At 49.2% G+C, this 13,123-nt stretch carries 14 protein-coding genes; 2 read left to right on the forward strand and 12 right to left on the reverse strand.

Going from position 1 to position 13,123, the window contains the following annotated elements; genetic code table 11:
* Positions 1 to 9: 9 nt before the first annotated feature.
* The 3 genes from ACYVGR_RS09545 to ACYVGR_RS09555 form a co-directional block, all read right to left on the reverse strand.
* Complete coding sequence (locus ACYVGR_RS09545) at positions 10 to 3,312, reverse strand: TonB-dependent receptor (RefSeq protein WP_460955880.1); 3,303 nt, start codon at positions 3,310 to 3,312, stop codon at positions 10 to 12.
* 193 nt (positions 3,313 to 3,505) lie between these two features.
* Entirely contained in the window at positions 3,506 to 4,624 is a 1,119-nt protein-coding gene (locus tag ACYVGR_RS09550; RefSeq protein ID WP_460955882.1) for a FecR family protein, read from the reverse strand.
* 88 nt (positions 4,625 to 4,712) lie between these two features.
* A complete protein-coding gene (locus ACYVGR_RS09555) occupies positions 4,713 to 5,279 on the reverse strand; it encodes an RNA polymerase sigma factor (RefSeq protein WP_460955884.1) in 567 nt (188 codons plus the stop codon).
* 696 nt (positions 5,280 to 5,975) lie between these two features.
* On the opposite strand from ACYVGR_RS09555, the gene ACYVGR_RS09560 reads away from it, so the two are divergent.
* Entirely contained in the window at positions 5,976 to 6,500 is a 525-nt protein-coding gene (locus tag ACYVGR_RS09560) for a nuclear transport factor 2 family protein (RefSeq protein ID WP_460955886.1), read from the forward strand.
* A 127-nt stretch (positions 6,501 to 6,627) separates the two neighbouring features.
* Here ACYVGR_RS09560 and ACYVGR_RS09565 read toward each other — a convergent pair whose 3' ends face one another.
* The 9 genes from ACYVGR_RS09565 to ACYVGR_RS09605 all read right to left on the reverse strand — a co-directional run bounded on the left by ACYVGR_RS09565 (position 6,628) and on the right by ACYVGR_RS09605 (position 12,104).
* The gene (locus ACYVGR_RS09565; protein ID WP_460955888.1) at positions 6,628 to 7,236 is read right to left on the reverse strand and encodes a Crp/Fnr family transcriptional regulator; all 609 of its coding nucleotides are present in this window, start codon (positions 7,234 to 7,236) and stop codon (positions 6,628 to 6,630) included.
* 181 nt (positions 7,237 to 7,417) lie between these two features.
* Positions 7,418 to 7,888, reverse strand: coding sequence for a hypothetical protein (locus tag ACYVGR_RS09570; RefSeq protein ID WP_460955890.1), 471 nt, complete (start codon positions 7,886 to 7,888; stop codon positions 7,418 to 7,420).
* A gap of 6 nt (positions 7,889 to 7,894) precedes the next feature.
* Positions 7,895 to 8,311 carry a DUF4267 domain-containing protein gene (locus tag ACYVGR_RS09575; protein WP_460955892.1) on the reverse strand — a complete coding sequence of 139 codons (417 nt, stop codon included), beginning with the start codon at positions 8,309 to 8,311 and terminating at the stop codon, positions 7,895 to 7,897.
* Between the two features lie 67 nt (positions 8,312 to 8,378).
* Complete coding sequence (locus tag ACYVGR_RS09580) at positions 8,379 to 8,954, reverse strand: Crp/Fnr family transcriptional regulator (protein ID WP_460955894.1); 576 nt, start codon at positions 8,952 to 8,954, stop codon at positions 8,379 to 8,381.
* A 223-nt stretch (positions 8,955 to 9,177) separates the two neighbouring features.
* Entirely contained in the window at positions 9,178 to 9,588 is a 411-nt protein-coding gene (locus ACYVGR_RS09585) for a DUF2000 family protein (RefSeq protein ID WP_460955896.1), read from the reverse strand.
* Between the two features lie 6 nt (positions 9,589 to 9,594).
* Positions 9,595 to 10,548: a bifunctional helix-turn-helix transcriptional regulator/GNAT family N-acetyltransferase gene (locus ACYVGR_RS09590; RefSeq protein ID WP_460955898.1), complete on the reverse strand. Its 954-nt coding sequence runs from the start codon at positions 10,546 to 10,548 to the stop codon at positions 9,595 to 9,597.
* Between the two features lie 144 nt (positions 10,549 to 10,692).
* A complete protein-coding gene (locus tag ACYVGR_RS09595; protein WP_460955899.1) occupies positions 10,693 to 10,818 on the reverse strand; it encodes a hypothetical protein in 126 nt (41 codons plus the stop codon).
* Between the two features lie 176 nt (positions 10,819 to 10,994).
* Positions 10,995 to 11,414 (reverse strand): ester cyclase, encoded by a 420-nt coding sequence (locus ACYVGR_RS09600; protein ID WP_460955901.1) that lies wholly within the window; start codon positions 11,412 to 11,414, stop codon positions 10,995 to 10,997.
* A gap of 138 nt (positions 11,415 to 11,552) precedes the next feature.
* Complete coding sequence (locus ACYVGR_RS09605; protein WP_460955903.1) at positions 11,553 to 12,104, reverse strand: hypothetical protein; 552 nt, start codon at positions 12,102 to 12,104, stop codon at positions 11,553 to 11,555.
* A gap of 114 nt (positions 12,105 to 12,218) precedes the next feature.
* On the opposite strand from ACYVGR_RS09605, the gene ACYVGR_RS09610 reads away from it, so the two are divergent.
* Entirely contained in the window at positions 12,219 to 13,109 is an 891-nt protein-coding gene (locus ACYVGR_RS09610) for a LysR family transcriptional regulator (RefSeq protein WP_460955905.1), read from the forward strand.
* Positions 13,110 to 13,123 lie beyond the last annotated feature (14 nt).

Here is a 13,123-nt window from a genome sequence, read left to right on the forward strand (position 1 = left end):
GCGGTTGGGTTAAAACGTCAGTTGGATACCGCCCGTCAGCAGGCGGAGTGGAGGTAGAGCAGCGCCCTGGGTTTCAGGGTCCAGGCCGTTGTATTTAGTGAAAGTCAGTAGATTCTGACCCTGTACGTACAGCCGACAGCTCTTGAGCTTAGCGCGGCTGATCCAGTCGGCGGGTAGTGTATACGATACCGACAGCGTTTTGAGCCGGATAAAGGAAGCGTCGCTTACCGTAGCGTCCGATTGAGCATAGTTTACATAAGCTGCATAAGCTGCCGTGGTTGCCTGCGTTGGTCGGGGCACGCTAGCCGTTGGGTTGTCAGCACGCCAGTAATCGATCATACCCGCATCGTGGTTGTAGAGCGATCCGGGCGTGGCAAACGAATTGATCCCCCGGAAGCTTCGGCCCTGCTGCCGAACAGCCTGAAAGAAAACATTGATTTCCCAGCCTTTATACCGCAAACTGTTGTTAAGACCGCCATACGCCGTTGGTAATCCTTTCATAATAGCCTGTCGGTCATTGGCGAATGAAATGACGCCGTCACCGTTCAAGTCCTGTACGGTTGCTAGTCCGGTCGTTGGATCGATGCCCGTGTAGTGATAGCCCAAAACAACGGATGTAGGCTCACCAAGAACATATAGCGTACGGTAGGATGAACTGGTCAGACCTGGAAAATCAACCAGGCTGCTCTTGGCAAAGGTCAGGTTGGCCGACGTACTCCAGTTCAGTTTGGTAGTCCGGATATTGACCGTATTCAGTTCGAGTTCCAACCCTTTATTTTCAACCAGGGCCGGAAAATTCGCCTGGTAGCCTGTAAAACCGGTTTGCGAGGGTAGCGTATAGTTGACCAGTTGATTGCCCGTACGGTTCTGATAATAGCCAGCCGTCAGCAGAATCCGGTCCTGTGCAAATCCCAGTTCGAGGGCTGCTTCGAGTTTGCGCACCCGCTCCCAACTGTAGTCTGGATTATTGAGGTTGGTCGGGTACAAACCGGGTTGCCCCTGGTAGGTATAAAAGGCCGAGCTATACGTAGATAAATACTGATAATCACCGATTTGATCATTGCCCGTTATGCCGTAGCTGCCCCGCAGTTTCCCGTAGGAGAGAAACGGTATCGCGTTTTTAACGAAGGCCTCCTGTCCGAACAGCCAGGCAGCACCAATGGCGCCAAAGTTGCCAAACCGATTATTAGGGCCAAATCGGCTGGAACCATCCCGACGAAACGTCGCATTCAGGATGTATTTTTCGGACAGATTATAATTCAGCCGACCGAAAACCGACTGGTATTTGTATTCCGCATACCGGCTGTTCTGAACGCTCAATGCTCCGGCAGCGGCTATAGAGCCCAGCAGCGCATCATTGGTATAATTCGTTCCACTGATCCACTGGGCATCGCTCAGGTTCTGTTGCCAGGTTCCTCCCACCAATGCCTGCAACCGACCCAGTCCAAGATTGACGTTGTAATCCAGTTGCGGTTCGATGATGTAGTTTTGCGAGGCATTGTTGGCAAAGTAGGCATATCCCCTGGGGGCGGTAGCTGGATTTTGAGACGAGGCAGGTACTTTTTCCAACTGATTCATGCTGATTCGGCTGTAGCCCAGGCTGGTCTTCAGATTTAAGCCGGGGCGAATCCGATACTGAAGTACTGCGTTGCTCACCAGGTTCAGGGTCGTACTGTTGTTGGGTCGTTGTAGGTACGAATATGGATTGGTTTTACCCGCTCCCCAGTAGAGGGACCCATCGGCAGTGTAGGCCGGATAATTGGGTGGCAGATTAATGGATAGCGTCAGGTCGGTTGGGATCAGTTTGGTATCGGTCGAGGAGTAGCTGCCGGAGAAGTTGAGCCGGAATTTTTCGTTGGCCGAATTATGATCGACGTTAAAATGGGCACTGGCCCGGCTTAGACCGAAATCGCCTGGATAAATCGTACCTTCCTTTCGATAGGCTCCCCCGAGCAGAAACCGCGTGCTGACATTTCCTCCCGAAACAGAGACCTGGGCTTCTGTCACATGGGCGGCATTACCAATCAACTCCTTCTGCCAGTTGGTGTAGGCTGTTGTGTCCCAGGTCATCAGGTCGGGCGCGTTGCTGGCGGTGGGCGTTACGCCGTCGTTGACAAACGCTTGTCGGCGCATGGCAAGGTATTGCTGCGTATTGAGCATGGGCATTGTCCGCGTGGCCCGGCCTACCCCTGAGTACACATTCACATCGAAAACGGTACGCCCTGCTTTGCCTTTTTTGGTGGTGATCAGCACAACACCGTTGGCTCCGCGTGAACCATAGATCGCTGTCGCGTCGGCATCCTTCAGAATTTCAATGCTGGCAATATCGGCCGGATTGATGCTATTCATCGGACTCTGTGCTACGTCGCCAGTGGCTCCGAACACGCCGAACTGATTCAGGGAGTTGGGGGCCTGGTTGAAGGATGAACCCTGCTGCGGAGCCCCTATGGTAAAGGGAACACCATCAATGATATAGAGTGGTATGCGGCCGCTGGTAACGGAGTTCAGGCCCCGAATCTGCACGTTAACCGTTGAGCCTGGCAATCCGCTCGGACTGGTTACGACCACGCCCGCAGCCCGCCCCGCCAGGGATTGCAACGCATTCGTATTCGGTTGCTGGCTCAGAATGTCGTCCCCTATTTTGACAACCGAACCTGTCAAATCGCGCCGGGTAGACGTACCGTAGCCAATGACGACGGTTTCATTCAGCGTATTGTCCGCAGGCTGTAACGCCACGTTGATAACACTCTCCCGTTCTACTTTAATCGACTGGGTGGTGTAGCCAATGAAGCTGAACCGCAGGGTGACCCCCTGGGGAACACTCATTCGGTACTGGCCTCGGTTGTCAGTTACCGCCCCCATAGGCGTACCACCAGCCACGATATTGACCCCCGGTATACCTTCTCCCGTGCTGGCATCGGTCACCCGGCCACTCACCGTAACGTCAATCCGACTGTCGACCGATGCTCTGGCATTGATCGGAGTCACAGTGGTCATTTTTTTGAGGATGATGTAGTTCCGGCGGATACTATAGTCGATTTGTAGCGGTTTCAGTAGCCGGTCCAGTAGCGTTGTCAGATTTTCATTACGGGCGTCGATCGATACGCGTTGGGGTTTCTCGATGAGCGAAGGCACATACGTAAATTTCGCCCCCGTCGCTTTCTCGATTGCCAGGAGGGTCGCTGGCAGGGGTTGATCCTGAATCGTCAACGTTATGTTACGTTCCAGTAGGGCCTGTCCCAGGCCGTCGAACGCCAGTGCCGTGCTGGCAAAAAATAGAGTCAGCCCAATGGGAAATGCCGCTAGTTTCATACAGTGAAGTAGTAAGTTTCGGCGAGGTATCGCTTTTTTCATCGTAGATTTACACGTGTTGTTTTGGTGATACAAGGCAATACAAAGCCCGTCGCCCGGTTTTCGGGTGTTCAGATGGTCGCACATACTGGACGGGTTTACTTTAGGCTGGTGGTGCTGGTAACACCATCAGCTTTTTCTTATACGGGAAAAATTAGGGTGATTCACAGCCTTTTCCCGAAATAACGATTTGGGTCTCAACCACTTCAAAGCGAGCTCCAATTGTCTCGCAGATGATGCTTAACTTGTCGAACAGAGGTTCATCGCCCAGGGGGGCCGTCACCAGGCAATGCTGCATAAGTTGCTGATCGAAAACAATGGGGATGTTGTAGGCCTGCTCAAGAATTTTCAGCGCTACTGGAACCGGTGTATTGACAAAGTTGAAGCGGTTTTCCCTCACGGGCGTATTGATAACGACTGGCTGGTCAACCAGAGACTTACTTAACCGTTCCCGATCTCGCTCAAATACCACCTGTTGATTGGGGGTAACAATGACCGACTGCGGTTGATAACTCGTCTGCTGCTGCGCTCGTTTCCATTCCGATTCGGCAAACACGGATACTTTTCCCGACAACACCTTGACGATAACCCGGCCCCCACCGGTGGGAGCGTTGACCGTGAACTGAGTACCCAAAACCCGGGTGACTGAGCCATTGGCGTACACCAGAAAGGGCTGATCCGGTCGACGAACAACCGAGAAGGTAGCCTCACCCGTTAAGTACACGTCGCGGGTGGCGGCCGTAAAGCGGGCGGGGTACCGAAGTTCACTGCCCGATTTAAGTTGAATCAGGCTGCCATCGTCAAGCCTGACAGTCGTGCCCTTCGCGGTCAGAAACGCTGGTTCGTTTGCCGAAACGGGCGTATCTGATCGGGTAACAATTGTTGGCTGCTGTTGCCAGAAAATTCCTACACCAACCAGCAGTAAAAGGGAGACCGTAGCCGCAATAGCGAACCGATTTGTCCATCCCCAACCCCTTGATGAAGGGAGAGGTTTTACTACAGCCGATTGAGGTAGATCCAAGTACTGACGAGTCAGTTCAATACAGGCCTGAATGTCGGCATCGGTGATGGGACGGTTTTTTACCTTCAGCGCCAGCACCACTTCCCGGGCCTGGCTTAGCGTGGTTGCCTGATCCGCGTGGTTAGCCAGCCAACCCTTCCAATACTGCTCCCGTTCCGGCGTTGGGTGCAGGACCCAGTCGCGAAAGGATTCCTGCCAGACGAGTTCTTCCAGCGTAACGGGGGTAAAATCGGATGGGTTTTGTTGCATCATACCTTCGATAGCAGAAAACCGAAGGCAGATACCATTCAACGTCGAAAAATTTTTACATTTTTTTCGAAATGCCAAAGAGTCTTCGGCTTTAAGACTCTTCCCGCCATTGGCCCCGCAGCTTTTTAAGGGCCATTTGCAGCATATTCGAAACTGTCTGGGGCGTTATCTGCATCGTCTGCGCAATCTGATCCCGGTCCATCTCCTGAAAGTATTTCAGGTAAATCACTTCCTTTTGCCGATCGGGCAGTTCGTCCAGCAGTTGCTGCATCTGGTGGGCTTTCAGGCGGGCACTTTCAGAATGGATTAGATTCTCCTCGACCGTATATTCAACTGAAAAGTCAGGCTGAGTTGCCAGATCGGTCTGTAGCTGATTCATTTGCCAGACGCGGTAGATGCGTCGGCGCAGAATTACAAACAGATAGGGTTTTACCTGCACATCCGTTCGTAGGGTGTGCCGCCGTTCCCATAAATCCAGGAACACATCCTGGATGCAGTCTTTGATCAGGTCGTCGTCTTTGGAGAATTTAGTACCGTAGTGGTAGAGTTCCTTGAAACAGCGTTTCATCAGCACATCCAAAGCGGCATCATCCCCTTCGATCAGGCGAAGCCAGAGCGTCGAGTCATCATCGGAAAAGCCACTACGGAAAATATTCATAAGTGGATCATAACCAATTCGAGCGAGTTTCGACTTCGGTTAACGAATGAATTAGCAAAATACTTTAAAAGTAAATATATAAAATGAGCGCCAAAACATTGCCATTTAGCGCATTTGTCCGTTTTATTTCGCGGAGAGGAAAGAATGGATAGCCGTAGCGATGATGGGTGCAGCTTTAGTAAGCTGGTCAGGATATGTAGTTGGCCTTGGTTACCGAGTCAGCAAAATCAAGCGACGAGCTAGTAGCTAGCATTTGATTGTGTTGACTTCCTGTTTCTCAGAATACGATCCCAACTGAGAAGAAAGGGGGCTCGTCTGCCTGAATCTTGATCGGGGCGATGTTTAATAGATTGTTAGCTACTGGGTAAGCATGGTTTGAATAGGTGCCCTGTTCCCGATTCTTGAATGCCTCGTCAAACACACATGTTCCGTCACTAAAGTTCTTCGTAGGAGTTAAATTGAAGCGGCCTGCCGTTAAATCTGCTTAAACTTTCTTCAGTCAACTATAGCAAGTCCAGGTTTTTGTGCGTCCTGTAATTAACAGTCTTTTACCTGTATGAACCGGGACGATTACCCAGGCAGGTCGTGGATGCGGCTTTAAAATTATTGATAATTGTCACATTGATATTTTAGCAAATGTCCTCTCTGCCCCCTAAACGGGCGCTCTACCTTTGCTATTATTAAAAAAATCATACCATGAAAAAATCAATGTTGATCTCAGGAATCGCCATTATAGCCGTGGCTTCCTACATTGCAAATGTAAAAGCCGCAATGGCGACCGATAGGCCAGCAAAGGCTGCTCCTATACAGAACGCTGAACAGGATTCAATGGCATTAAAGGTTGTGAACGACTTCTTTGACAGCTTCAAAAAAGGGGCTACACCGGATGAAATCGCGGCAAAGTTCGACGTGAATGCGGACTATTTCATCCCCGGTGATACGAAGAACGTGCCTTGGATCGGCCACAGGACCGGTCGGGACGCAATCAAAGAAAGCTTCCGCCTGCTGAGAGAGAACATCCAACCTGAAAAGCTAGTCTTTACGGATATGCTGGCCAAAGGTGACAGGGTCGTAGTGCTGGGGTACCTTGAATCACGCATGAAGAAGAACAACAAACAAATGAAGTCGGAGTTTAGTATTGATATTGTGGTGAAGAACGGCCTGTTGACCCGCTACCACCTGCTGGAAGACTCGTTCGAAGTTTCGGATAAAGCAAAATAATACGCATCAGGTAACGAATCGTTTAAATGAACAGGCGGTTCTGTAAAGGGCCGCCTGGTTCATTTTTATACCTTTTCGGTTGCTGATCGGGGTAAACGAGAATCTGTTTCAGCTATGATCAGCCGACTTATCCCGGTGACCCCCGTTTGGCTGAAGGGTTTCTTTTAACACCCTGCTTCCTGACACGGCTCAGGGTTTCGCGCGTCAGCCCCAGGAAGGAAGCGATCATATATAAGGGGACGCGGCTGTACAGCGTCGGGTACGTCTGCACAAATTTTTCATAACGTACTTCAGCAGGCTCGCTGATGTTGCTGAAGATTCTGTTCTGATGAGCCTCAAAGTTTTTGGCGGTAAGCGCTTCGATGATCAGCTTGAAATTGGGCGCAGCGGCAAGCAATTCATCCCATTTTTCTTTAGAGAACCGGATTAGTTCACTGTCCTCAAGTGCTTCGATGTAACAAGTTGAGGGTTGCCCGGACATGAAGCTGACAAAGTCCGAGATCCACCAGTTGTCTATGGCGAATCTCAATACATGTTCCTGTTTGTCAGCCCCTATACGGAATAAACGGAAACTCCCTTTAGCGACGAATCCGATAAAATCACTTACCTCCCCTTCTTCGAGCAGGTATTGCTTTTTCCGGACCCTTTTCTGTACCGCGGCATTTGCAACCAATTCTAGTTCTTCCGGCGTCAGCTTCCCTTTTTGATGAAGATAGTCTATAAGTGTTGCCAACATTCGAACGGCTTTTTAACAACGTATGCTACTGATTGAGCCGCGGTGGCGGACCACTGGACAGAGATTAAAGTTACCTAAAAGCCCCCACTAAAAAGTAGCGACGAGTCAATTTTTCGGCCGCTTGGCACATCGATACGGTTCGCCCGTACGGGTACCTACCGATTACCTATGCCCATGGCCATCATCGCAGATAATTGATCACCACCAGGCTCGTCAGGGCTATCCACAACAAGGCCGCCCGTAAGTTGATCACACTATCCCAGCGCTGCTGTAATTGCCGCGTAGTATCCAGTATCTTGCCATCTTTTACGGCTTCGACCAGCAGGTCATTAACGGGTTTGGAGATCGTCACGTAAATCAACAGATGGACCAGCAAAGCGGCTAAAGCTACGAGGGCTAATGGCCCTGAGAGCGTTTGAAGACCAGCTACTATACCCTGCAAGAGGGTTGTTGCTATCGCCGTAACGCCAATAACGGGCATCCGGGCGTCGGCCACTTGGTGGAAATGACCCATCAGATCGGCTATGGAGGATTCCTTACTGTTAGCCGCAGCTTTTTTGCCTACCAATGCAAAAAACACATCCGTACCGAATACAATGGCAGTGGTGACGATCGCTACACCATTTAGAATAGAAAATAATACAGAATACATACGGGGCTAGCGTTTAGGTTTTGCTTGGCATAAAAGTAAGGTTGTGATCAACATATAGATCGCCGTAAGGCCATGGATCAGTAGATGTGTTACATCGTGCAGACCGTTGACGGCCAGGATGGTCAGACAGTCGGATACGGGGATAATGATGGCTGCGCCAAAGGCGAAGGCCGTTTCACGGGGTTTCCTGGGGATTAGGAATAGGAGCACCACCAAGCCCGCAAATATATCCCGGATGCCTTTGACCCAGCCATACGCCATGGCCTCTTTAGTCGAGGCAAGCGGAATACCAAATCCTTCCGCGCCAACCTTAGGAGCCACGATAAACCGTAAGCCCAGGAACATAATGCCCACCGCAGCCAGCGCCGTGAGCCAGTAGGAGGCCGAACGGGCCCCCCAGAAATGGATTGGTTGTGAGTTCATTTGCTTTCAAGAGTTTGTTTAAGCAAATGTCCCCCGGCTATCTTTTATAGTCATTCACCCAGGTTAATTAATGCGGCCGGGTGTCTCTTTTGCGGATTCGGGATAAGGACTGGGGTTTAATGCCTACATAGGATGCGATGTAGTATTGTGGCACTCGCTGACTGATCTGTGAAAATGTATGCAGGAAGCGTTGATAGCGCAGCTCTGGCGACTCCTTATAAAAGGAAGATAGCTGCTGGAGCACCGAGACAAACACCTGTTCAATACCCAGTCGGCCCAGGCGCTCCCCCTGCTGGAGCGCCTGATACAGTTGTTGCAGCCCCTCATAGCTTACTACATATAGGGAGGTGTCCTCCAGGGCCTGGATATTTTTACTGGATGGCGCTTGAGGCAGGAAGCTCTCATACTCGCAGACAAACTCGCCCTCCCGGCTGAAATAATAGGTACCCTCCTGGCCATCCTCATTGATGTAATACCGAACTAATCCGGTCTTTATCAGTGCCACTGAACGACAGACCTGGCTTTCCCGCAAAAAGTGCTCTCCTTTTTTGAGGTGTTTTTCAGTAAAAAGCTGTGTTACCAACTGCGCTTCATCCTCCGACAGGCTGATGATTTGGCGGATGGTGTCGAGTAGAAATTGCATCTGGCGTAAGGGTTAAGACAGACCAAGGGTAGACCAGCAACGGTTACGGAAGCGGTTTTTAATTAGTAACTGCTCATCGTAAATAACCCTCATTTTTAAGGCAAAAGGGGATTCTGCTGTTCGTAAAATAGACATTAGCTAGAGAGCTAGTGTTAACAGCTGGTATCGACTATTTGTAGCCTGCGAAAATCTTGCTAAGTTCTTTTTAACTGGGGCTGAACGATTAGTCGTGAAATTTTAACCCATCCAAAGCCTTGTCCACTTTCTTATTCGCTCCGTATAGGATGAGCCCGACCAGATCTAAGTCATCAGCCCGGTGAGAAGCTATTTCCTGCACATTCTCTTCGCCTGACTTAGTAGCAAACAGCGGGGCGGTGTAAATGCCAATGGCTAGGTCTCGCTCTCTGGCTCGTTGAAAAGCCCGTTGCAGTTTTTCTGAAGTATCAGCCTTGTAAACCAGGATGGGATGTTTCGTAAAGGGAAGAAATTTTACCCCATCCGCTGTGATAAACGCTCCGCCGTGTGTTTCGGGAAACTGGATGGCGATACTACTGGCCAAAAACGAAACTACGTTCATTTTTTGCCACGCAAGCAGATCGTCTTTAATAATAATGGCCACTTTCTGATCGTACATCGCTTATCAGGTTAAATTTAATTCCATTTGAATGTTGCAGCGTTGGTAAGGACTACTTCGGCCAACAACTTTTTGAAAACCAAGCTTATGGTATAGGTTGATAGCGGGGGTAAGCCGGGTATTGCTTTCCAGATAAAGTCTGGAGGCTCCGAGTTCTCGGGCTGCCTGGATGACGGCTTCACCAAGCCGCTTACCAATACTTTTTCCTTGCGCCTTGGGCGAAACAGCCATTTTTGCCAGCTCATACTCATAGACGGGATCATCCATTTTGATTAAGGCGCACACCCCCACCGGTTCATGTTGGTATAAGGCGACGAAAACCTTACCACCCTTGTCCAGGATATGCGTTTGGGGATTGTCCAGGACTTTATAATCCGACTCCTCCATGGTGAAGTAGGCAGAAATCCATTCCTCATTAAGGGATTTGAACTGGGCCTGATGTTGATGCTGATAGGGGATGATTTGGACGTCTTTACTTTCCCGGAGCTTTTTCTGCTCATGAACCCGTTCCAGTAACGATCGCTGATCCAGCAAAAACTCCCACTCTGCCAAGGCTTCCCATAGGTTGTGGGTGGCTTGCTGAAGGATTCCATCAATAGCCACTTCGACATCGGCAGCTTGCCATTTTACCTTTTCGGCCAGCTCGGTTCCCTGCTGGGTCAACCCGACAACGTTTTGGCGTTTGTCCTTCGACGTCAAATTGGCTTCTACGATTCCTGCCGCAACCATCTCCTTGATGATCTTGGTTACGGAGGGTTGAGAATGCCCAATTTCATCGGCTATTTCCGTTACCGTTCTTTTTCCAGCGTAGGACAGGACAAAGAAGACGGGGAACCACTTGGGCGAAAAGGCAATGTTATAGAGTTCATATATTTTAGCTGCATCCTCGGAGATTCGCATGGTAAACAGGCGGAGTCTGCTTCCTAAAGCCATCTTCCCGGTCTTTTCAAATATATCCATAGTTGATTACATAATCAGTTATGCAAATAAAGCAAAATCACTCATTATATACAAGTTGAGTGAATTATCGGTCAGTATACTATCACTTAAGTGGGCAATCAGTAAAATAGGTAGTTACACCTTTATGCCAATGGCTATGTTTGCTCAATGTACCGGTTCCAGGGCAACGGCGTATCGGTTTGTTAGCCAGTTACCCGTGAAAATGATGTTCATGGCCGCTTTTTGCTGGGCGTTATCAAACTGCTGCTTTAGTTCGTCTTCAATTTTCATAAATGCAACGATTGCTTAGTCCGGCTTTTGGGTAGAACGACTCATTGAACAAATAAGATCCATGGATTTATATTTCATGGATCTTATTTGTCTTAAGCTCGAACGCTGCTTTCCCCAAGACGGATTTTTTGAGTGTGACTAGGGGCAGTATCCGGTAAGTGATTCTCAAAAAAGGCTCAATTTTTGGCTAACTGTTGTAAAACAGTGGGTAAGGTATTGATACCCCAGTGTTCAATGTACTTCCCGTTGCGCAATCGTACCACGTCAATTACCTCAATACGTACTGACCGATCAGTTGGCGGTATACCCATCAAGGTTCCCGTATGGGTTCCTTTAATGGTTTTGCGCGTAGTGACTAAATCACCTTCAGCGATTTGATCATGAATGATGACCTGCATATCAGCCAAAGCTGGTCGAAGGATATTGTTGAAGGTATTTATCATGCCTTGCGGACCATTATCAGCTTCTGGTGGGGCGGAATGATTAATAAACTGGTCATCCATTAATTCGTTGAAGCTGTCGAGATTGCCTTCTGCAATCACTTCTTGGTTGAAACGCCTGACAGCTTGCTTGTTTAGTTGAGTCTGTAAATCCACGTGTTGTATAAGTGTCTATTTGGTAGCCAAAGTACGAAACTTCAAACCAATAGCTTTTGAATGATCAGTCTTAAAAAAGGCTCCTTCCTGAGCCTAGACCTAGCTGGATAGCACCTTTATTGAAAGGTGCTATTTCCCTTAAATGCTATATAAACCTGTTAATGCCTTACGTTCGATACTTTGGGCGAAAAGTGGCGTTTCCTCCTGGTTATGAAGATCGGATGCCGCTTGCCGGGCTGCTGCCGCCTGAGCTAAGCTAATACCGTGTTCTCGAATGAAGGCCAAAAACTCTGGCGTGGCGGTTGCATGGATCTCATTCGTGTATTCACTACGTTCATCGTCAATTTTGGTGACTCTTAGCTCCCAGAGCACCTGGACTTTACTGCGACCATTTTTACTGATCACATCTGACTGCGAGAGCATTCGACAATAATTAGCCCTATATTCAGTGGCGACATAATGTTGGATCACTAAGGCATCACCGATCATCTCAACGTTAATTGACATGGGTTCCCCCTCATAGGTTCGGCTTGCCCCGGCGGCAATGTGGTTGACCGAACATTTCTGATATTCCGCATCAGGCAGGTTCAGCAGCCAGTCGGCAATATTGATTTTTTGAATTGGCGCGTTGATCACCGCTTTAGCTACCACGTGCGATAAGGCATTTGCCGGGGTTTGTTCAATTTCCATGATCCGTTTGGTTTATGTTTGACAGGCCAAAGGTCTGACCAAAAACTTAATCGTCTAAACTCTTTTTTTCGATTAACTTCATCGTTAATACCGATTAACTGGCTACCTTGTGCCATGGAGCTAAGACAACTTACCTATTTCGCTAAGGCGGCTGAACTGCAAAATTTCACAGCCGCGGCAGCCGCTCTGTTCATCACGCAAAGTACCTTGTCCCAGCAGATTAAACAGCTGGAAGATGAACTGGGACTGCCACTTTTTGACCGTATTGCCAAACGGGTGCGGTTAACCGAAGCGGGGAAGGCCTTTTTGCCCTATGCTCGAAAAACGCTGAAGGATACTCAAGACGGCAGGGATACGCTCAGCGATCTTATGGAGCTTAAAACGGGTGTGCTCTCTATAGGCGTCACCTACGGCCTGACTAGCCTGTTAACCAGGGCAGTGGCAAAGTTTAGCGTCCAATATAGCCAGATCAAGCTGCTGATCGTCTTTGGTACAACCCAATATTTGCTTCAACAAGTAGAGGAGGGAAGACTGGATCTACTGCTGTCTTTCTACAACCAAGCAGACAATGATCGTATTACCATTGATCCCTTATTCTCTTCAAAGCTATCCTTAATTGCCCATCGCGACCATTCTGTTGCAGCCAAAAAACACGTTAGCCTGAACGAGTTAGTGTCTCTGCCACTTATACTGCCCTCGGAAGGATACAGCATTCGCCACTATCTGGATTCGGTGCTGCAAAAGCAGGATTTGTCTGCCTCGCCAAGTATGGAAGTGAACGACATACACACTTTACTTCAATTGATACAAACTGGTTTCTGGGTTAGCGTGCTAATGAATTCGACGATCCGGGATCATCCTGAGTTAAAAGCAATCGCAATTACCGGAGCTGATATGAGGGGTCTGGCCACGATCGCTTGGCCGAAGGACGCTTACAGGAAAAAATCAGCGACTACGTTGTCCGATTGGCTTATCATGTACGCTTCGGATTACCAGATGGGTTAGTAGGGCTGTTATGA

The sequence above is a fragment of the Spirosoma litoris genome (genome assembly GCF_054776755.1).